The sequence below is a fragment of the Delftia sp. WSY_10 genome (genome assembly GCF_043104705.1).
Lineage (GTDB): Bacteria > Pseudomonadota > Gammaproteobacteria > Burkholderiales > Burkholderiaceae_C > Comamonas > Comamonas tsuruhatensis.
On record NZ_JBICKY010000019.1, the window covers coordinates 91,333 to 110,406 of the forward strand.

At 65.8% G+C, this 19,074-nt stretch carries 15 protein-coding genes and 1 pseudogene; 3 read left to right on the top strand and 13 right to left on the bottom strand.

Annotation, left to right across the window (positions count from 1 at the left end):
- Positions 1-136: 136 nt before the first annotated feature.
- Positions 137-2,308: pseudogene (gene dinG, locus ACF8ML_RS09245) on the top strand (ATP-dependent DNA helicase DinG); the annotation flags it as partial.
- A gap of 1,524 nt (positions 2,309-3,832) precedes the next feature.
- On the opposite strand, the gene ACF8ML_RS09250 reads toward dinG, so the two are convergent.
- Both ACF8ML_RS09250 and ACF8ML_RS09255 read right to left on the bottom strand, forming a co-directional pair.
- Positions 3,833-4,465, bottom strand: coding sequence for an acyloxyacyl hydrolase (locus ACF8ML_RS09250; RefSeq protein WP_034365435.1), 633 nt, complete (start codon positions 4,463-4,465; stop codon positions 3,833-3,835).
- 178 nt (positions 4,466-4,643) lie between these two features.
- The gene (locus ACF8ML_RS09255) at positions 4,644-5,189 is read right to left on the bottom strand and encodes a Spy/CpxP family protein refolding chaperone (protein WP_338499195.1); all 546 of its coding nucleotides are present in this window, start codon (positions 5,187-5,189) and stop codon (positions 4,644-4,646) included.
- Positions 5,190-5,499: 310 nt separating this feature from the next.
- Between ACF8ML_RS09255 and ACF8ML_RS09260 the strand changes: the two genes are divergently transcribed.
- The gene (locus tag ACF8ML_RS09260) at positions 5,500-6,537 is read left to right on the top strand and encodes a recombination-associated protein RdgC (RefSeq protein ID WP_016447273.1); all 1,038 of its coding nucleotides are present in this window, start codon (positions 5,500-5,502) and stop codon (positions 6,535-6,537) included.
- A 64-nt stretch (positions 6,538-6,601) separates the two neighbouring features.
- On the opposite strand, the gene ACF8ML_RS09265 is transcribed toward ACF8ML_RS09260, so the two are convergent.
- The 8 genes from ACF8ML_RS09265 to ACF8ML_RS09300 form a co-directional block, all read right to left on the bottom strand.
- Positions 6,602-7,789 (bottom strand): acetyl-CoA C-acyltransferase family protein, encoded by a 1,188-nt coding sequence (locus tag ACF8ML_RS09265; RefSeq protein ID WP_016447274.1) that lies wholly within the window; start codon positions 7,787-7,789, stop codon positions 6,602-6,604.
- A gap of 99 nt (positions 7,790-7,888) precedes the next feature.
- On the bottom strand, positions 7,889-8,677 hold the full coding sequence (locus ACF8ML_RS09270; RefSeq protein ID WP_392407014.1) for an enoyl-CoA hydratase/isomerase family protein: 789 nt from the start codon (positions 8,675-8,677) through the stop codon (positions 7,889-7,891).
- A 7-nt stretch (positions 8,678-8,684) separates the two neighbouring features.
- Entirely contained in the window at positions 8,685-10,520 is a 1,836-nt protein-coding gene (locus ACF8ML_RS09275; RefSeq protein WP_392407015.1) for an AMP-dependent synthetase/ligase, read from the bottom strand.
- A 145-nt stretch (positions 10,521-10,665) separates the two neighbouring features.
- The gene (locus ACF8ML_RS09280; protein ID WP_016447277.1) at positions 10,666-11,484 is read right to left on the bottom strand and encodes an ABC transporter ATP-binding protein; all 819 of its coding nucleotides are present in this window, start codon (positions 11,482-11,484) and stop codon (positions 10,666-10,668) included.
- A gap of 25 nt (positions 11,485-11,509) precedes the next feature.
- Positions 11,510-12,691, bottom strand: a complete 1,182-nt coding sequence (locus ACF8ML_RS09285; protein ID WP_016447278.1) for an ABC transporter substrate-binding protein — start codon at positions 12,689-12,691, stop codon at positions 11,510-11,512.
- Between the two features lie 36 nt (positions 12,692-12,727).
- Positions 12,728-13,765: a branched-chain amino acid ABC transporter permease gene (locus ACF8ML_RS09290; protein WP_046239407.1), complete on the bottom strand. Its 1,038-nt coding sequence runs from the start codon at positions 13,763-13,765 to the stop codon at positions 12,728-12,730.
- A gap of 22 nt (positions 13,766-13,787) precedes the next feature.
- Complete coding sequence (locus ACF8ML_RS09295; protein WP_017406956.1) at positions 13,788-14,669, bottom strand: branched-chain amino acid ABC transporter permease; 882 nt, start codon at positions 14,667-14,669, stop codon at positions 13,788-13,790.
- Complete coding sequence (locus tag ACF8ML_RS09300; RefSeq protein WP_343740386.1) at positions 14,666-15,550, bottom strand: ABC transporter ATP-binding protein; 885 nt, start codon at positions 15,548-15,550, stop codon at positions 14,666-14,668. The genes ACF8ML_RS09295 and ACF8ML_RS09300 overlap by 4 nt, the downstream gene beginning before the upstream one ends.
- A 130-nt stretch (positions 15,551-15,680) precedes the next feature.
- Here ACF8ML_RS09300 and ACF8ML_RS09305 point away from each other — a divergent pair, with 130 nt between their 5' ends.
- Complete coding sequence (locus ACF8ML_RS09305) at positions 15,681-16,424, top strand: TetR/AcrR family transcriptional regulator (protein ID WP_392407016.1); 744 nt, start codon at positions 15,681-15,683, stop codon at positions 16,422-16,424.
- Positions 16,425-16,624: 200 nt separating this feature from the next.
- Here the strand turns inward: ACF8ML_RS09305 and ACF8ML_RS09310 are convergent, their stop codons facing one another.
- The 3 genes from ACF8ML_RS09310 to ACF8ML_RS09320 all read right to left on the bottom strand — a co-directional run bounded on the left by ACF8ML_RS09310 (position 16,625) and on the right by ACF8ML_RS09320 (position 18,943).
- Positions 16,625-18,103, bottom strand: coding sequence for an ATP-binding protein (locus ACF8ML_RS09310; RefSeq protein ID WP_392407017.1), 1,479 nt, complete (start codon positions 18,101-18,103; stop codon positions 16,625-16,627).
- A gap of 160 nt (positions 18,104-18,263) precedes the next feature.
- Positions 18,264-18,704: a Cu(I)-responsive transcriptional regulator gene (gene cueR / locus ACF8ML_RS09315; protein ID WP_392407018.1), complete on the bottom strand. Its 441-nt coding sequence runs from the start codon at positions 18,702-18,704 to the stop codon at positions 18,264-18,266.
- A 44-nt stretch (positions 18,705-18,748) separates the two neighbouring features.
- Complete coding sequence (locus ACF8ML_RS09320; protein ID WP_012201975.1) at positions 18,749-18,943, bottom strand: heavy-metal-associated domain-containing protein; 195 nt, start codon at positions 18,941-18,943, stop codon at positions 18,749-18,751.
- Positions 18,944-19,074 lie beyond the last annotated feature (131 nt).

The window sequence follows — 19,074 nt, forward strand, 5'->3', positions numbered from 1 at the left end:
AGGCTGTACGGCATACGAAAAACGCGCTTTGTGCGCTGTATTCCATAAGATTTCGCATCTTATTTAATACATATCACTGTACGAATCCTTATAAACAGACGGACCAAAGTGATCTATCTGGTCGAAATACGCCGAAATGCATGAAAAAAAATGGGCTGACCAAGCCCTGAAATCCTTCGATGACGTGGTCGGAGCCATCCCGGGGTTCCGAAATCGTGAGGGGCAGCGAAAAATGGCAGCCCAGGTCGCGCAGACCTTGAGCCAGGCCCAGCTGGGAAAAATCGATGAGGGCGCGCCGGAGCCCACCCGGTCCATTGCCGTGGTGCAGGCCGGAACGGGGGTGGGCAAATCGCTGGCGTACAGCATTCCCGCCATTTCGATGGCGCTGGCGCGCGGCACCCGGGTGCTGATTTCCACGGCCACCGTGGCGCTGCAGGAACAGCTGGTGAACAAGGATCTGCCCGCGCTGGCCCAGCAGCTGGAGCAGCCTTTCAAGTTCGCGCTGGCCAAGGGCCGGGGCCGCTTTGTCTGCAAACTGAAGCTGGAGCGGCTGGCCAGCACTGGCGAGGCCCAGGACGAGGATCTGGACGATCTGTTCGCCGAGGAAAAGGCCCAGGCCCAAAGCCGCGTGGCACGCCCGGCCCTGGAGCTGGAGGCGCGCATGCAGTTCTACAAAAGCATGGCCAACGCGCTGGCCAGCCAGGCCTGGGACGGCGACCGCGACTCGCTGGAAACCCCGCCCGAGGCCGAGGCCTGGAGCCCCGTGGCGGCCGAATCCTCGTCCTGCACGGGCAAGCACTGCCCGGCCTTCAGCAACTGCGTCTACTACGAGCGCCGCAAGGACCTGGTGGCCGCCCAGGTCATCGTGGCCAACCACGATCTGCTGCTGTCCTCCCTGGGCGCGCGGCTGCTGCCCGAGCTGGACAACTGCCTTCTGGTGCTGGACGAAGCCCACCATCTGCCCGCCACGGCGCTGGGCCAGTTCGCCGGCGAGATGGACCTGAGCCGCCTGGGCTGGATAGACAAGCTGACCAGCCGCGCCCTGCGCGTGAATACCCTGGTCGAAGTGGAGGAACTGGCCGACCTGCCCAGCCATGCAAGCCAGCTGCGCCAGCAGCTGCAGGAACTGGCGCGCCTGGTGATGGAGCTGTACGGCGATACGCTCAAGTCACAAAAGGACAGCTGGGGGCCGGCCCGGGTGCGCGTGCCGCGCGGCATGCTGCCCGAGCCCCTGCTGGAGCCGCTGGGCAGGGCGGCCCACCATGCCAACAGCTTTCTGGACGCGCTGCGCGCCATCTCCAAGGCGCTGCGCGCCGCCATCAAGGACAATCCAGAGGAAGCACGCAGGCTGTCTACAGCTTATGCACAGGTTGGCGCACTGGCACCCCGCCTGGAATCCGTCTATGACACGGCCCAGTTGCTGATGCAGCAGCCGGTGCAGGATGACGACAGTAGCCGCGTGCCCAATGCCAAATGGTTCACGTTGGAGACAGATGGCGAGTACATCGTGGTCAAGGCCCATGCCAGCCCCATCCTGCCCGGCGCCACGCTGCGCCACCATCTGTGGTCCCAGGTGCGCGGCGCGGTGCTCACGTCGGCCACCTTGACCAGCTGTGGACAATTCGACTTCTTCCTGCGCGAGGCCGGCCTGCACGACGATGCGACCGTGACCACGCTGGAAGTGCCCAGCCCCTTCGACTACGCGCGACAGGGCACGCTGGTGGCGCGCGAAACCGTGGCCGATCCGAAGGAAGCCGCCCGCTTCACCCAGGAGATGGTGGACGCGCTGCTGGGCGACCTGTCCCACGTGCAGGCCGGCGCCCTGGTGCTGTTCACCTCGCGCGAGCAGATGCGCCTGGCGGTGGATGCGCTGTCCACGGCCATGCGCTCGCAGGTGCTGGTGCAGACGGCCATGCCCCGCGCCCTGCTGCTGGCACGCCACCGCGATGCCGTGGAGATGGGCGAGCCCTCCATCATCTTCGGCATGCAGTCCTTCGGAGAGGGACTGGACCTGCCCGGCGCACTGTGCGAGTCCCTGTTCATCACCAAGCTGCCCTTTGCCCCGCCCGACGACCCCGTGGGCGAGGCCCGCGCCGAGTGGCTGCGCAGCAGCGGCCGCAACCCCTTCAACGAACTCGTGGTGCCGGCTACGGCGATACGGCTGGCCCAGTGGGTGGGCCGCGCCATCCGCACCGAGGAAGACCAGGCCCATGTCTACTGCTATGACCGGCGCCTGGTGAACACCAGCTATGGCCAGCAGCTGCTCAAGGGCCTGCCGCCCTTTGCCCTGCAGCGCCGCCCGGCACGCCGAGACGAAAGCTGTGGAAAGAACGGGGAAACCAGCCCCTCTCCGTTTCCTCCACCTTTCCCCATCCACACAAGCCCTTGATTTCAGGCAATTTTCCTGAAAACCATCCTCCCGATTGCCCACAGGTCATTTGCACACAGCCTGTGGGCAACTTCACTCCACGGGATCCGTTCATGCATGCGGCGCCCGGCAACAGGTTCAAAGGACCTGCACGACCTCGCAGGCCACACCTGCCGACACCCCCGTAGATCACGGCCCACAGGCCATCAGGCGGCCCCAGGAAGCGCTTTGGCGCCCCTGCAGGGGTCCTGGCATCTGCCTGGTGTTTGCGCTGTCTGCGGGCCGTTGGAGAGACGGCCTGATTCCCATCCTTTCTCCCTGCAGTGCTGCAGCCATCACTTTTCGTGATTGCACTTGCCAGTGCTGGATCAACTGCTCCTGATTCGGATGCACAGGCCGCTTGCAGGGCCCAGATCAAGGATTGAATTTTTTTGAATGAACAACGGCGGCCTCTGGCGTGTCCGCATGTGCCCGTGCGAGAGACGCCGTTTCCTCGAAGTTTTCCCTGGTTGTTCACAGCCTAGCGTGAAAAAGGCCGTCGTTCACCTGCATGCCAACCGGGTGACGGGTGACGTCTTGTCTTCATGAGCAAGGCCATCGCCCAGGAGTCTTGCGGATTTTTTGCAGACAGGCGCGCCAATTTCGCTGGAGCGCAGTCCTTCTTTGCACATGCCTGGCTCCAGCCAAGCTCACGCGTCTGTTTTTTTTGGCAAACCTGGCTGCCTTGGCTTCCCGGCGTGACTTCGCCTTTGGTTGTTCTTTGATCTTCTTATAAAGAATAGTCGTAGTAGTAGAGGCATGATATCTCTGTGGATAACTGCCATTACCTTAAAAAAAACAAGGATCTAGCGTACTGAAAAACATGTGGTCAACGCCCTGTTCCTGGTGTCTTGCCAACGGGGATAGATTGCATGTCACGGATTTTTCTGTGGATAACTTGAAAGTTGATCATCTTCTATCCACAGTTTTGCATGACAGGCTTTTTTTGTGATGTTTTCTCGTAAGTTATTGATTTAAAAGAAATTTAAGCGTTTACCAGTCAGAAGACAGACCTGTGATGCATGGATGAACACAGGGTCTGACCATGCTGTGATCTGTTGACAAGCAGCTTTTCCTGGGCAAGGGGGCTGCTTTTTTTATCCAGATCGGCGTTCGTGCTGTGAAAAACTGAGCCCGGCTGTTATTCCTATTTCTTCTATTTTTAATTAGTAGTAGTAGTAAGTGAAGCGCTTAATTGTTGATAACTGATTTTTCACATGGAAAATCAATAAGTTATGAGTATGCAAACCCTGTGGTGGATGCTGCCTTGCAACTGCACCCGTTTTGGGAACAACTTTCCGCGATGCATCCATCGTGTGGATAAGCATGGATTTACAAGGTTTTTATACCCAGGTTTTTCCACAGGTCCGCAGCGGGCAAAAAAAGACCACCTCGCGGGTGGTCGGGGCTGGGCTGCAGCGATGGTCAGAAATGGTGGGCGTAGCGCAGCTGCAGGAAGTTTTCGCCGGGGTTGGGCTTCTTGATGCCAGCGTTGGAATGGTGCTCCAGCCTCAGCACCAGTTCATGCTGGCCTTGGTTGCCAAACAGGTAGCCCACGCCGATATGGGTGGCGAAGTTGTAGCGGGTCGGGAATTCCTTCTCGTCCGTGACGTAGCGCCGGTTCAGTGCCCAGCTCAGACCCACGCCGGTTTCTGCAAACCAGGGCGACTGTCCGTTGCTGCCACGCCAGCGCAGCGTGGGATTGATGCCCACCACCCAGGTGCTGCGGTGGCTGCCTTCCAGGGGGGCGGACCATCGCGCGCCCCAGATATCCCAGTAGCCGCTGAGCTGGCCGCCCCACAGCGCATGGCGCCAGTTGCGCCAGGGCACGGTAACGCCCAGGGTCCAGCTGTCGGCGCTGCGCTCGGCCGCGCCATATTGCAGGTACAGGGAAGGGGTGGATTCCGGCGCCAAGGATTGCGCCTGGGTCGCCATCGGCAGGACAGCGCCTGCGAAGGCCAGCATCACGGTCGCTGCCAGGCGTGCTGGCGGATGGATGCGTGCCTTGGCGAGGCGCTGGTAGCTGGATGGCGTCGTTTGAATGATTTTGAGGGCCATGTGATCTTCTCCGGGGGCGGCACACGTTGCTGTGCCTGTAACACTCTAGGGAGGCTGGTGAAGACCGGGGCGTCAGCAAAAAAGCCCTTGCACTGTCGGTCGCCCGACAAGGCGTCCGTGCAAGGGCTGGCTCAAGCAATCCGGCTGCCCGCCGGTGGCAGGCAGGCCAGGCTGGCGCTTACTGGGCAGGTGCCGGGGCAGGGCGGGCCTGGCCGCTCTTGTGGTCATGGCGCGGGCCGTGGCCCATGCCGTGGTGGCCAGGGTGTCCCTTGTGCAGCGTGGCGGCATCGAAGGTCTTTTGCTGGTTGGCGTCCAGTTGGGCGTAGAAGGCCTTGGTGGCTTCGCCGCGGCGATCGGCATCGGCCGCGCGCTGGGCGCGCATTTCATGCATCTTGTCGATGCGCTGGGGCGTGGTCAGCTTGGCGAAGTCCTCGCGCTCCATGCGCTGGGGACGCTCGCCGGGCTTGAAGGTGGCCGCATAGGTGTTCCATGCGGTCTCCTGGGCCGGCGTGAGCTTGAGGTCGGCCTTGAGCTTGGCGATGCGCTGCTGCATGTGTTCGCGGCGCTCGCCAGGCTTGTGCATGGGACGTTCGGGCTTGGGCGTGGTGGCTGCAGCCGGTGCTGCCGGCGCGGCGGTCTGGGCGTACGAGGGCAGGGCGAACGAGGCCAGCAAGGCGGTGGCAGCTGCGGCGCTGGCGAGGGTGCGGCGGAAGGTGGTGGTCATTCCAAAATCCTTTCTGGAGAGGGTGACTGAAGGCCGCCGTCAAGGCACTTGGCGGGCCCTGTGCAGCGGATGGTTGAAGTGTGGTCGTCCGATGTATCGGGGCCGTGTGGTTTTGCGCAGGGCTTGTAAAGAATTGACAAGCTTGTGCAGCGCTGTCCGGCGCCAGGCATGCACAATGGCCGGGCGGGGCGCCAAGGCATGGCGCCCCTGCTGTTTTTTCTGTTTTCTCCCTCTGGATGGAGGCGGCGCAGCCCGGTGTTGCACACCCCTGCTGCGGCGCAGCCGCAGTCCGTCCGAGCAAAGGTTCGCTATGTTCAAAAACATGATCGTCTATCGCATTGCCGAGAGCTGGCAGGGCGATTTGCAGCAGCTTGAAGAAGCCCTGGGCAAGAGCCCGTTTGCCGAGTGCGGCGCCACGCAGGAGCGCAGCGCCGGCTGGGTGCCGCCGCGCGGCGAGCCCCATGGCCCGCTGGCCGAGTCCGTGGCCAATCAGTGGGTGATGCGCTTCATGACCGAGGCCAAGATGCTGCCGGCCAGCGTGCTCAACCGCCGCGTCAACGAGAAGGCCGCCCACATCGAGGCCACCGAAGGCCGCAAGCCCGGCAAGAAGGAAAAGAAGGAACTCAAGGACGAGGCCAAGCTGGACCTGCTGCCCATGGCCTTCACCAAGCAGGGCTCCATGTGGGTGTGGCTGGACCCGCAGGCCCGCACCCTGGTGCTGGACACCGGCAGCCAGGCGCGCGCCGACGAGGTGGTCAGCTCGCTGGTGGAGGGCCTCACAGGCTTTGCGCTGGCCCTGGTCGATACGCAGACCAGCGCACAGGCCGCCATGGCGCACTGGCTGACCACGCAGGAAAGCCCGGCCGGCTTTTCGATTGACCGTGAATGCGAGCTCAAGGCCGCCGACGAATCCAAGGCCGTGGTGCGCTATGCGCGCCATCCGCTGGACATCGACGAGGTGCGCCAGCACATCGAGCACGGCAAGCTGCCCACGCGCCTGGCGCTGACCTGGGACGACCGCGTGAGCTTTGTGCTGACCGAGGGTCTGCAGATCCGCAAGATCGCGCTGCTCGATGCCGTGATGGAAGGCCAGTCGCAGGACGACGGCGGCTTCGATGCCGACGTGGCGATTGCCACGGGCGAGCTGTCCAGGCTCATCCCCGATCTGATCGAGGCGTTGGGCGGGGAAGGGCGCACGGGCCTGGGCCAGGATCTTCCCGCATCGCTGCAGACGCCTGCTGCCCACGCTCCCGCGACGGCACCGCGCGCAGCGGCATCGGGCCGTGGAGCGCTGACGGGGCCGGCCACGGCACCCGTGGACACGGCGCCTGAAGAAGCGCCGTTCTGAGCCAGCAGCAAGGCACCCGGGCCGGCAATGTTTCATGTGAAACATCGCCGCGCCCCCAGGGCGCTCAGACCCTTTCGAAGATGGCTGCGATGCCCTGGCCGCCGCCTATGCACATGGTCACCAGCGCATAGCGGCCGCCCGTGCGCTGCAGTTCGGCGATGGCCTTGGTGGTGATGATGGCGCCCGTGGCGCCGACCGGGTGGCCCAGCGAGATGCCCGAGCCGTTGGGATTGACCTTGGCCGGGTCCAGCGCCAGTTGCTGGATCACGGCGCAGGCCTGGGCCGCAAAGGCCTCGTTGGCCTCGATGACGTCCATGTCTGCAATCTTCAGGCCCGTGCGCTGCAGCACCTTCTGCGTAGCCGGCACGGGGCCTATGCCCATGTAGGCGGGGTCCACGCCGGCATGGGCGTAGCCGACCAGGCGCGCCAGCGGCTTCAGTCCCAGGGCAGCCACGCGATCGCCTGCGGCCAGTGCCACGGCGGCGGCACCGTCGTTGATGCCCGAGGCATTGCCGGCCGTCACGGTGCCGCCTTCCTTGCGGAAGGCCGGCTTCATGGCGCTGAGCACTTCGATGGTGGTGGCCGCGCGCACATGCTCGTCGGTGTCGAAGACCACGACGCCCTTGCGCGTGGCGATTTCCACGGGAACGATCTGCTCCTTGAAGTGGCCGGCCGCGATGGCAGCGGCCGCGCGCTGGTGGCTGGCCGCTGCCAGTTCATCCTGCATTTCGCGGCTGATGTGGTAGCGCTCGGCCACGTTCTCGGCCGTGATGCCCATGTGCATCTTCTGCCAGGGATCGTGCAGGATGCCCAGCATGTAGTCGATGCTCTTGGCGTCGCCCATGCGCGCGCCCCAGCGCGCGGCCTGGTCGAAGTAGGGGCCGCGGCTCATGGACTCGCTGCCGCCGCCGATGGCCACGTCGCAATCGCCCAGCGCAATGGCCTGGGCGGCCGAGACGATGGCCTGCAGGCCGGAGCCGCACAGCCGGTTGACGTTGAAGGCCGGCGTCTCGATGGGGCAGCCCGCATCGATGGCGGCCACGCGCGAGAGGTAGGCGTCCTTGGTATCGGTGGGGATCACATTGCCCATGACCACGTGGCCGACGGCGTCGGGCGCCAGGCCCGCGCGCTCCATGGCCGCCTTGACGGCCGTGGTGGCCAGCTGGGTGTTGGGTACGTCCTTGAGGCTGCCGCCGAAGGTGCCGATGGCGGTGCGCGCAGTGCCGACGACGAAGACGTCGCGTGGGGTCATGGTGAAGCTCCTCGAAGCGATGAACACGGGGGATGGAGTGCATTGTGCCGGGCAGGCGGCAGGCAGCGCAGCCGCCTCGGCGTCAGTTCCGGGCGCAGGTCAACGTCCCTCGAATTGCGGCGTCTGCCTGGCGTGGAACGCCGCAATGCCGCGCGGCAGGTCGGCCGTGCGCGCACAGGCATCGAAGGCGCAGGCCTCGGCGGCCAGCTGGTCGCGCAGGCTGCGGTCCAGGCCCGCGCGCATGAGGCGGCGCATATGGCCCAGCGCCACCGTGGGGCCGGCGGCCAGGCGCTCGGCCAGCTGCTGCACGGCGGCGTCGAGTTCGGCGGGCGGCAGGACGCGGTTGATCAGGCCCAGGCGCTGCGCTTGGGCGCAGTCCAGGGTCTCGCCCAGCATGGCGATCTCCAGCGCGTTGCGCAGGCCCACGATGCGCGGCAGCGCCCAGGAGGCTCCCACGTCGCAGCTGGCGCCCAGGTTGATGTAGGCCAGGTTGAAGCGCGTGCCCTCGGCCGCGCAGACGAAGTCGGCCTGCAGCATCAGCGACAGGCCTGCGCCTGCCGCCGCGCCATGCACCTTGGCGATGACGGGCGCATCAAGCTGGCCCAGCAGCGCCACGGCCTCGTTGAGCGGCGCCAGCAGCTCGGCCGCGCCGCGCACGGGGTCGGCGGCCAGCGTGTCCAGGTCGCCGCCCGCCATGAAGGCGCGGCCCGCGCCTTCCAGCACCACGCAGCGCAGCGCGCGGTCCTGGGCCAGGGCGCGCACGGCGTCGCGCAGCGCCAGCGCCATGGGCACGTCGATGGCGTTGAGGGCGGCGGGGCGGTGGAAGGTCAGCGTGGCGATGGCGCCTTCGCGCTGCAGCCGCAGCGGGGTGTCTTGCGTATCGGTCATGGGAGGCTCAGTGGTACAGGGCGTCGATTTCGGCGGCGTAGGTCTTGTAGATGGAAGAACGGCGCACCTTCATCGTGGCCGTGACTTCGCCGTCGTCGTGGTCCAGCTCCTTGGTCAGCAGATGGAAGCGCCGCACATGCGAGACCTGGGCCAGGCGCGCGTTGCCCTGCGCGATCTCGGCCTCGATGAGCGCGCGCACCTCGGGCATCTCGGCCAGGGAGCGGAAATGCGTGAAGGCAATGCGCCGCGCCTGGGCCCATTGGCCCACGGTCTCGTAGTCGATCTGCACCAGCGCGCCCACGAACTTGCGGCCCTCGGCCACGACGATGCACTCCTTGATGAAGGGGCTGGCCTTCATGGTGTTCTCGATCTCCGAGGGCGTGAGGTTCTTGCCGCCGGCGGTGATCATGATGTCCTTGAGGCGGTCCACGATGCGCAGCTGGCCGCCCTGCACGCGCACCACGTCGCCCGTGTGCAGCCAGCCGTCCTGGATGCTTTGCGCCGTGGCCTCGGGGTTCTTGTAGTAGCCCGCGAAGACCATGTCGCCCTTGATCTGCAGTTCGCCGCTGTCGTCACCCTCGTGGCCCGCGCTGCTGCCGAGGCTGGCAATGCGCCATTGCACGCCTTCGGTGGCCACGCCTACGCTGCCCACGGACACGTCGTCCAGCCGGTGGCCCGTGACCATGCCCGTGGATTCGGTCAGGCCGTAGACCTCGATCAGCGGCACGCCCAGCGTGCGGAAAAAGCGCACCACGTCGGGTGGTATGGGCGCGGCGCCGGTGAGCGCCACGCGCGCCTGGCGCAGGCCGATGAAGTTCTGCAGTGCGCGCAGCACGCTCCAGTAGCTGGCGGCCCAGGTGAGGTGTTCGGCCAGGCTCCACTGCCTGCGGGGCTTTTCGGCCAGCGGCGCGCAGGCCGCCATGGCACGCCGGTAGAGCGTGCGGCGCAGCGGCCCGGTCTCCTGCATCTTGATGCTGATGGCCGCATGCAGCTTTTCCCAGATGCGCGGCACGCCCAGGAACATGTTGGGCGCGACTTCGCGCAGGTCTTCCTGCACCGTGCGGATGGACTCGCCGAAGTGCACCTGCGAGCCCAGGTAGACCGGCACGAAGCTGGTCAGCATCTGCTCGGCCACGTGGCACAGCGGCAGGTAGGACAGGTGGCGCGTGCCGCCATCCAGCCCCAGCCGCTCGGCAATGCCGGGCACCACGCCGCGGATGTTGCGGTAGGTGATCATGGCGCCCTTGGGCTTGCCGGTGGAGCCCGAGGTGTAGATCATCAGCCCCACGTCATCCAGCGTCTGGCGTGCCAGCGCCTGTTCGATGGGGGCGCGGCTGGCGGCCTGGGCGCCCAGGCGCTCGACCTCGTCGAAGGTGGTGATCAGGGCGCGCAGCTCGGGCGCAAGGCTGCGCAGGCCCTTGGTCTCCATGACGATGATTTTCTGCAGCTGCGGCAGCTCGGGCAGGGCGGCCAGCAGCTTGTCGGTCTGCTCCTGGTCCTCGCACACCATGATGGCGATGTCCGCGTGTCCGGCCACGTAGGCGACCTCGGGCGTGGGACTGGTGGGGTAGACGCCCACGGTGATGGCGCCGATCAGGCCCGCGCCCATCTGGGCCAGCACCCACTCGATGCGGTTCTCGGAGATCACGCCCATGTGGCCGCCTGGCGCCAGGCCCAGCTGCGCCAGGCCCAGCCCGAAGTGGCTGGCACGCTCGTGGTAGCGCGCCCAGCTGGTGGGCTTCCAGATGCCGAAGTCCTTTTGCCGTATGGCCACGCGCCGGGCATCGCTGCGCGCGCGTTCGGCCAGCATCTGGGGCAGGGTGAGTTCGGGAAGGTTCTTCATATCAATGACCCATCGCGCTGCCTGTGACACTGGCGTGCCCCCACACGGGAGCACCGAGGAAGGGCCGCCCCGCACCGAGGGTGCTGTCCCCCTCCCTCGCGAAGCGGGAGAGAGGGGGAAGGCGCGAAGCGACTCAGGGGGTGCTTCATGACAACCAGCGCTTGCGGCGCTTGTAGTGCTTCAGGTCGCGAAAACTTTTTGCCTCGCCGCCACCACCCATGCCCAGGTAGAACTCGCGCACGTCGGCATCCTGGGCCAGGCGTTCGGCCGGGCCGTCGATGACGATCTTGCCGTTCTCCATGATGTAGCCGCTGTGCGCCACGGCCAGGGCCACGGTGGCGTTCTGCTCGACCAGCAGCATGGAGGTGCCGCGCTCGGCATTGATGCGCGCGATGATGGTGAAGATGTCCTCCACCAGCTTGGGCGCCAGGCCCAGCGAGGGCTCGTCCAGCAGCATGAGCTGGGGCTCGGCGATCAGCGCGCGGCCAATGGCCAGCATCTGCTGCTCGCCGCCCGACAGGTAGCCGGCCAGGCCTTTGCGTCGCTCATGCAGGCGCGGGAAGTAGCTGTAGACCAGGTCGAAGTCGGGCTTGACTTGATGGCGGCCCGTGAGCGCGTAGGTCGCGGCCACGAGGTTTTCCTCCACCGTGAGGTCCTCGAACACGCGCCGGCCCTCCATCACATGCGACAGCCCCAGGCGCACCAGCTGCTGGGGCGCGTACTGCGCGGTGGACTGGCCGTTGTAGCGTACGCTGCCGCTGGCCAGCAGGCCGTCCTCCAGCGCCAGCAGTCCGGAGACGGCCTTGAGCGTGGTGCTCTTGCCCGCGCCGTTGCTGCCCAGCAGCGCCACGATCTGGCCGCGCGGCACGGCCAGCGACAGGCCCCGCAGGGCCTGCACGACCTTGTTGTAGATGACCTCGATGTTGTTGATTTCGAGGACCTTGTCCGTGGGCTGCTCGGTCATGTGCGGGCGTCTGTTCGGACGACAGTCAAAGTGCGATCCAGTCGGACGCAGGCAGCATCTTCTGCGCCTTCATGTCCGCCTTGTAGACGCGGCCCACGGGAATCGAATTGCCCTTGATGGTGATGGGCACGCCGATCAGTCCGCCCGTGTCGAAGTCCTTGATGGAGTTGAGCGCTGCCTTGAGGTTGGGGCCGGTGAGCGGCTTGCCCGCGTCCAGGCAGCGCCTGGCCGATTCCACGAACAGCATGGCCGCCAGAAAGCCCTGGATATAGGCCGTGCTCTGGTACTCGGGGCGCAGCGCGCGGATCTTGTCCAGCATGGGCGCCTTGGCCGAGGTGTCGTAGTAGTAGCGGTAGGGCATGACGCCCATGAAGCCGTCGCCGGCCTCGCCCATCTTCATGACGGTGGAGCTGTCCATGGTCCAGAAGGTGCCCATCCATCGGCTGGTCATGCCCATCTGCTTGCCCTGCTGGATGAACTCGGGAATGGGCGCGAGGATGTAGCCGTGGAAGATGGTGTAGTCGGGCGCGGCGCGGCGCAGCTTGATGACTTCGGTGGACACGTCCACGCTGCCGGGCGGCGTCATCAGCTTGGCCACCATGTTCAGGCCCAGCTTCTTGGCGGCCGCTTCGCTGGCCTCGATGGGGTCGCGGCCGAATTCGGAGTCGGAGTAGACGAAGGCCACCTTGGCGCCCGGCTTTTCCTTGGCGATGTGCTTGAGCAGGATGCCGAACATCTCCGTGTAGTCGGGCCCCACGAGGAACTGGTTCGGGTACTTGGCCGGGTTGTTGAGCTCGGTGGCGAAGGAGGCGCCCGCCATGAGGATGGCGCCGTTGCGGTCCAGCTCCGGGTTGATGGTCTTGGAAAAGCCCGTGGAGTCGCCGTAGTAGAGGTTGACCTTGTTCTGGCTGGTGATCTTCTTGAACGCGGCCACCGAGACATCGACCTTGTAGCCCGTGTCCTCGGGCACGTAGCGGACCTTGCGGCCCTTGATGCCGCCGGCCTCGTTGACGATCTTCACGTAGTCGCCCATGCCGGCATTGATGCCCACGCCCGCGAAGGCGAACACGCCCGTCATGGGGATGGAGCCGCCGATCACGATGTCTTCGCCGCCAGCCTGGGCGCGGGCCGCCAGCGGCGCGGCCAGGCTGGCGCCGGCCGCCAGCAGCAGGCTGCGGCGGCGCGAGGAAGTCGGGTGTTGCTGCATGCTTGTCTCCTTTTGCTTGTCGTGCGCGGCGCCGCCTCAATTGCGGAAGGGCCACAGGTGGAAGAAGCGGCGCAGGCGCCGCCACATTTGTGCGAGCCCCTGCGGCTCGAAGACCAGAAAGACGATGATCAGCAGCCCGAACACCATGGTGCGCACGGGCGACAGGAAGACGGTGAGCTCGGAGCCGCCGGGCAGCAGGTCCACGATGAGCTTGAGCAGCTCCGGCACCATGGTCATGAAGACCGCGCCCAGGATGGAGCCCAGGATGGAGCCCATGCCGCCGACGATGATGGCCGCCAGAAAGAAGATGGACATCAAGAGCGGAAAGCTCTCAGGCGTGACCACACGGAAGAAGTACGCCCACAGCCCGCCCGCCACGCCCGCGTAGAACGAGGACAGCCCGAACGACAGCAGCTTGTAGCGCAGCAGCGGTATGCCCAGCACCTCGGCCGAGATGTCGCGGTCGCGGATGGCGATGAAGGCGCGGCCTGTGCGCGTGCGAAACAGGTTGGCCGCGCCCAGCAGCATCAGCAGCGTGACCGGCACGATCACCCAGTACAGCCGGAACGACGTATCCAGCGCCACGCCGAACACCGTGGCCGGCTGCAGCGTCAGGCCGGCCGTGCCGCCCGTGAGCCTGAGGTTGGCGAACAGGAAGTGCGCGATGAACGAGGCCGCGATGGTGGCAATCGCCAGGTACAGGCCCTTGACGCGCAGCGAGGGCAGGCCCACCACGATGCCGCCCAGCATGGCCACGAAGCCGCCCGCCAGCAGGTTGAACAGCACGGGCGTGCCCCAGCGCGCCTGCACAATGGCCACCGTATAGGCGCCCAGGCCCATGAAGGCAGCCTGGCCCAGGCTCACCAGGCCCGTGTAGCCCGTGAGGATGTTCAGCCCCGTGGCGCTGGCCACGTTGATGCTGACCAGGCAGGCCAGGTACAGCCAGTAGTCGCTGGCCATGAAGGGGAACAGCACCAGCAGCGCGCCGGCCACGGCCAGCCAGATGCGTTGCGTGCGGGAGTCGAACAGCGCCGCGTCGGCGATGTAGCTTTCCTTGAGGGTGCCTATGCGCATGCTGCCGTCCTTGCGAAACTGTCTAGAGCCGCTCGATCTCGTGCGTGCCGAACAGGCCGTAGGGCCTGAGCATCAGCACCACGACCAGCACGATGAAGGTGGCCAGCAGCTTGTATTCGCCGCCCAGGTAGGCGCCGGCCAGCGCCTCCACCAGGCCGATGAACAGGCCGCCGACCAGGGCGCCCAGCACGCTGTCCAGCCCGCCCACGATGACGACCACCAGCACCGACAGGCCGAACACGCCCATGCTCGACGAGATGCCGCCGATGGAGCCGACGATGATTCCCGACACGGCGGCGATCATGGCCGACACCGCCCACGCCAGCGAGAACACGCGCGGCACATTGATGCCCACCGAATAGGCCGCTGCCTGGTCGCTGGCCGTCGCACGCAGGGCCACGCCGCCGCGCCAGTAGCGGAACACCAGCAGCACGGCCGCGATGAAGACCACGGCCACGGCTGCGCCCCAGGCCACCTTGGGCGCGAGAAAGGCCTCGCCGATCATCACGGGCTGCGTGGGCATGAACTCGGGCAGACGGCGCTGGTCGGCCGTCCAGATCAGCTCCACCAGGCCCACCAGCACCGAGGCCAGGCCCACGGTGACCATGAACACCGAGATCGGCGGCTCGCCCAGCAGCGGCCGGATCATCGTGCGCTCGATCAGCGCGCCCAGCAGCCCCGTGCCCAGCACGGCGGCGGGAATGGCCAGCCACAGCGGCAGCGCGAACATGGCCGCGAAGGTGAAGAACAGGTAGGCGCCCACCATCAGCAGCTCGCCGATGGCGATGTTGACCACGCGCGTGGCCTTGTAGACCACCACGAAGGCCAGCGCGGCCAGCGCATACAGGCCGCCGCCGGCCAGGCCCGTGAGGGCAATCTCGAACAGGTAGGCCCAGTCCATCATGCGGCTTCCTGTGCCAGGGCAGGCTGCGGCGTGGCGGGCTCCGGCCGGGCGGACGCGCCGCGCAGCCGGCGCCGCAGCTCGCCCACATCACCGGCGCCCAGGTAGGCCCGGTTCACCTCGGGATCGGCCTGCACCGCGGCCGGCGTGCCCTGGGCGATGACCTGGCCGAAGTTGAGCACCACCACGTGGTCTGACAGGTCCATGACCATGCCCATGTCGTGCTCCACCATGAGCACGGTCACGCCCCATTCGGCGCGCACGTCCAGGATGAAGCGCGCCATGTCCTCGGTCTCCTCGCGGTTCATGCCGGCCACGGGCTCGTCCAGCATCAGGATGCGCGGCTGCATGGCCAGGGCGCGCGCCATCTCCACGCGCTTTTGCAGGCCGTAGGACAGGGCGGCCACGGGCGCATGTCGGATGTGGTCTATCTCCAGGAAATCGATGATGCGCTCCTCGATGTCGCGGCGCAGCTCGGCCTCTTCGCGGCGAGCGCGGCCCAGGTAGAGCAGGGCATCGAACACGTTGGTGCGCAGGTGGGCGTGGCGGCCCAGCTTGATGTTGTCCAGCACCGTCATGCCCCGGAACAGCGCAATGTTCTGGAAGCTGCGCCCCAGGCCCAGCCGCGCGCGGCGCGGCGCCGGCACGCGCGTGATGTCCTCGCCCTGGAAGCGGATGGAGCCGCCCGTGGGCCGGTAAAAGCCCGAGATGGTGTTGAACAGCGACGTCTTGCCCGCGCCGTTGGGACCGATCACGGCCGTGATCGAGCCGGGCTGCACATCGAAGCCCACGCCCGACAGCGCCTTCACGCCGCCAAAGGCGAGCGTGATGCCATCGACCTGCAGCAAGGGGGCGGGCCGGCCGCCGTCGGGGTGTGTCTCCATGGCTGTCTCGTGCGTTGGTTCGTCGAGCCGGGCAGGAGCCTACTGATGCGTAGGCTGTTTACTTTGGAGTAGATTCTGGTTGTCGCCCACCGCATGCAGCATCGGTGATTTCCCCGGTGCACCCGCCGCCATGAAGCCATCGAGCCCTGAAACCAAGACCCGACCCAGCTCCGGAACCCGCGCCCGCAAAGGCCGTGCGGCGCCCGCCGTGGACTCGCCCTGGAGCGGCACGCCCGACCGCGAGCAGCAGCGCGAGGCCAAGCGCCAGGCCGTGCTGCAGGCCGCCGCGCAGCTGTTCAACGAGCGCGGCTTCTCCGCCACCTCGCTGGACGACATCGCCGCGCGGCTGGGCGTGAGCAAGCCCACGCTGTACTACTACGTCAAGAACAAGGACGAGATCCTGCTGCAGTGCGTGAACCAGGGCCTGGCCATGACGCTGGAAGGCATCGAGGCCTCGCGCCGCGCAGGTGGCCAGGCCGTGGACCAGCTGCGCGCCTGCATGCAGGTCTATGCGCGCATCGTCACCATGGACTTCGGCATGTGCCTGATCCGTGTCGGCGACGAGCAGGTCCCTCCCGACAGCCGCCGCGAACTGCGCCGCCAGAAGGCCGCCATAGACCAGGCCTTCCGCCGCCTGGTGGCCGCCGGCGTGCAGGAGGGCTCCCTGGCCCCCTGCGACCCCAAGATGACGGCCTTCGTGATTGCCGGCGCGCTCAGCTGGATAGGCCGCTGGTACCAGCCCGGCGGCCAGTACTCGGCCGAGGAAGTGGCGCAGCAGTGCATTGATACCTTGATGGGGGGGGTGTTGCGCAGGGCGGAGCCTGCTCGGCGCGCGGCCTCCGCAAAGCGCGCGGCAAACCCTTCCAAGGATTGAGCCGAAGCCGCACATGCCCGCAGAGCTTTGGTTCTATAGAGGTGTTTCCAAGAGCCTAAAAGAGCCTCCGGCAATTTTGGGGCGCTTTATAAGTCGTTGTGGTTAAACAGTTTTTCGCACTCTCTAAAAGAGGCTAAAGAACTTGGCATCTTTTGGACTCATAGACCGGTCTTGATGCCACGGCCCAAACGCTGCAGATATCAATCCGACAAATGCCATCGTGCCCAACGGCGCGCACCCATCAGCTGGAGGCGCCCCTCATTGCGCAGCTCTTTCAGCAGATCCTGAACGGCACTCATTGGCAAGGACGGCAGCACCTGCCGCAGTTCGGCCAGCGCAGCACCATGCTCTCTGTGCTTTGTGAGGTGTTTGAGCAGCAGCGCCTTGTTGGTCTCTCTGTCCAGGCCGCGTTGCCGGGTATGCGTTCCTTTGGCGCCCAAAGACGCATACAAGGCCTCGGACAGGATGTAGCGCGTCCCTTTGCCTCGACCTATGGATTCCACCGCTCCCGCCGCCAGCAGGCCTGCAAGGCGTTCCCTCAAAGGGGCAGACAGCGGCTTTTCCTGTTGCAGGCATTCCAGCGCGAGGTAGTCCAATGTCGAGAAGCTGCTCAGCTTCTCTTCGCCGAGGTGCTCCATGAAGCGTACGAAGGCCGGGTTGCGCACTCCGCCTTCCAGGGTCAACCGTACTTCGTGGGCGGATGTTCCTGCAAGGCTGGGCAGGGGCTTGCCTTGTCGCACCGCGCTTTCCACCATGAGATTCAGGCCTTGACCAGAGCGCTCGATCAAGCCGCAGCGGGCGAGGGCTTCGGCGAGTCTGCGATTGCGCGGATTCTGTTGGTCAATGATGTTCTCGGGCGTGATTCCGGGCGGCAGCCCTCCCGGGCTGATCACCTCCAGCCGCTTGGAAAATTGCCTGACGAAAATCGAACCACCCAGGCGATAGTCCCTATGAGCAACCGCATTCAGGAGCGCTTCCCGGACCGGAACCTCGGCAAATGTCGGCAGGTCCATGCGGAAAAAGTCGTCCTGGTAGCTTTGGCGGTCATTGCGCAAGTTGATCTTTTTCCAGAGCGCGTCCTGCCACGCAAAAAAGCCCTCTCGAAACTCTTCGCGATCGGCAGCCGGTCCTGCCGCTTCGGACGACCGGTATTCAAAGACCAGCTCCGCCTGGGCCAACCATCTTGTCAGAGCCGCTCTTTTGCCGAACAGGATGAGCGCGGCATAGCTCACCTGATTGCCTTCTACGAGCAACTCTGCATCCCGCAAGGTCTGTTCGTCGCTCAGTTCGCGTCTGCGAGCGGTATTGCCTTTGCGAGCCCAGCGCTCCCGGAACAATGCAATGGATGACGGCTCCAGATCCTCCAGCGTGGCCCCTGGGCATGGCTGTGCCGAGAAGTCGGGGCCGGTTTCATCGAAGATGGCCCGCAGTTCTTGCGCGCTCATTGCCGCCAGATCATCGCCGGCCCGTTTGAGAAAGCTGCCGTCGATCTGCCATGCCGTGCCCGGCAGCCGGGAGGGCACACGCACAACCAGCACACGGCCTTGCGGCAGGCGCAGTTCCTCAACAGGGATACGGTGGCCCAGTCTCTGGTGCAATCCGGCCTCGGTGCGGCCCGGGTCTTCGAACGCCTGCGTACCCACGATGAGGCGAGGTCGTCTGTCGGTCACGCCCAGCACGATGGCGCCGCCGCCTTCGTTGGCCAGGGCTACGCAGTACTTGAGCAGTTTTCAAAGTCATAGCGCTGCTTGGCTTCCTTGAACTCAAGCCGCTGACCTTCAGGCTCAAGCAACCATTGGTGAAGCTGGGTGGGCGTGGTGAGCATGCCCACAGCTTAAATTAAGCGCCGCTTCCCACTGTGTCGGGCGCTGCCAGATCATCCAAGATCGGGCAGTCCGGCCGGTCGTCGCCGTGGCAGCAGTGCACCAGGGTCTTGAGCGTGCGCTGCATGGCCTGCATGGCGGCGATGCGCTCGGTCAGTGCGTCGATGTGGCGCTGGGCGATGTCCTTGACCTGGCTGCTGGCGCGGCTCTTGTCCTGCCACAGGCCGAGCAGGGTGGCGATCTCGTCCATGGAAAAACCGAGGTCGCGCCCCCGGCGGATGAAGCGCAGGGCATGCACGTCGGCCTCGGCGTACTGGCGGTAGCCGCCGTCCGTGCGGTGCATGGGCGGCAGCAGGCCCTGGGCTTCGTAGTGGCGCACCATGCGCGCCGAGACACCGGCGCGGCGCGCGGCCTCGCCGATGGAGACGGGCCAGTGCTGTGCGGGGTGGGCGGACATGGTGCGTGCCTTTCGGATGCCTTCGGGTGTCTTTGAGGTGTCTCTCAGGCGACCTTGTAGCCTTCTTCGGCAATGGCGGCGCCCAGTGCCTCGCGGCTGGCGCTGCTGTCGACTTCCACGCGCTGGGCAGCGCGATCGATTTTTACCTGGGCCTGGTCATCCACGCCCTGCACGGCCTGGGTGACGGCGCGTTCGCAGTGGCCGCAGGTCATGCCCTGCACGGTGAAAACATGTTGCATCTCTCGCTCCTGGTTGGGGCGCGCCGAAGTGGCGCAAGCCATGGACGGCATGTTGAACCCTGACACCATGGCAAGGTCAAGCGTCTGGCTGGACAAGGGTTGATTTGGCCCAATTCGATGTGAGTCGGCCG

What these genes read in the sequence shown, in the direction of transcription:
- cueR (WP_392407018.1), bottom strand. Translation starts at nt 18,704, where the DNA reads ATGTCCGCCCACCCCGCACAGCACTGGCCCGTCTCCATCGGCGAGGCC.
- ACF8ML_RS09305 (WP_392407016.1), top strand. Translation starts at nt 15,681, where the DNA reads ATGAAGCCATCGAGCCCTGAAACCAAGACCCGACCCAGCTCCGGAACC.
- ACF8ML_RS09260 (WP_016447273.1), top strand. Translation starts at nt 5,500, where the DNA reads ATGTTCAAAAACATGATCGTCTATCGCATTGCCGAGAGCTGGCAGGGC.
- ACF8ML_RS09275 (WP_392407015.1), bottom strand. Translation starts at nt 10,520, where the DNA reads ATGAAGAACCTTCCCGAACTCACCCTGCCCCAGATGCTGGCCGAACGC.
- ACF8ML_RS09320 (WP_012201975.1), bottom strand. Translation starts at nt 18,943, where the DNA reads ATGCAACATGTTTTCACCGTGCAGGGCATGACCTGCGGCCACTGCGAA.
- ACF8ML_RS09270 (WP_392407014.1), bottom strand. Translation starts at nt 8,677, where the DNA reads ATGACCGATACGCAAGACACCCCGCTGCGGCTGCAGCGCGAAGGCGCC.
- ACF8ML_RS09255 (WP_338499195.1), bottom strand. Translation starts at nt 5,189, where the DNA reads ATGACCACCACCTTCCGCCGCACCCTCGCCAGCGCCGCAGCTGCCACC.
- ACF8ML_RS09265 (WP_016447274.1), bottom strand. Translation starts at nt 7,789, where the DNA reads ATGACCCCACGCGACGTCTTCGTCGTCGGCACTGCGCGCACCGCCATC.
- ACF8ML_RS09250 (WP_034365435.1), bottom strand. Translation starts at nt 4,465, where the DNA reads ATGGCCCTCAAAATCATTCAAACGACGCCATCCAGCTACCAGCGCCTC.
- ACF8ML_RS09280 (WP_016447277.1), bottom strand. Translation starts at nt 11,484, where the DNA reads ATGACCGAGCAGCCCACGGACAAGGTCCTCGAAATCAACAACATCGAG.
- ACF8ML_RS09295 (WP_017406956.1), bottom strand. Translation starts at nt 14,669, where the DNA reads ATGATGGACTGGGCCTACCTGTTCGAGATTGCCCTCACGGGCCTGGCC.
- ACF8ML_RS09285 (WP_016447278.1), bottom strand. Translation starts at nt 12,691, where the DNA reads ATGCAGCAACACCCGACTTCCTCGCGCCGCCGCAGCCTGCTGCTGGCG.
- ACF8ML_RS09290 (WP_046239407.1), bottom strand. Translation starts at nt 13,765, where the DNA reads ATGCGCATAGGCACCCTCAAGGAAAGCTACATCGCCGACGCGGCGCTG.
- ACF8ML_RS09300 (WP_343740386.1), bottom strand. Translation starts at nt 15,550, where the DNA reads ATGGAGACACACCCCGACGGCGGCCGGCCCGCCCCCTTGCTGCAGGTC.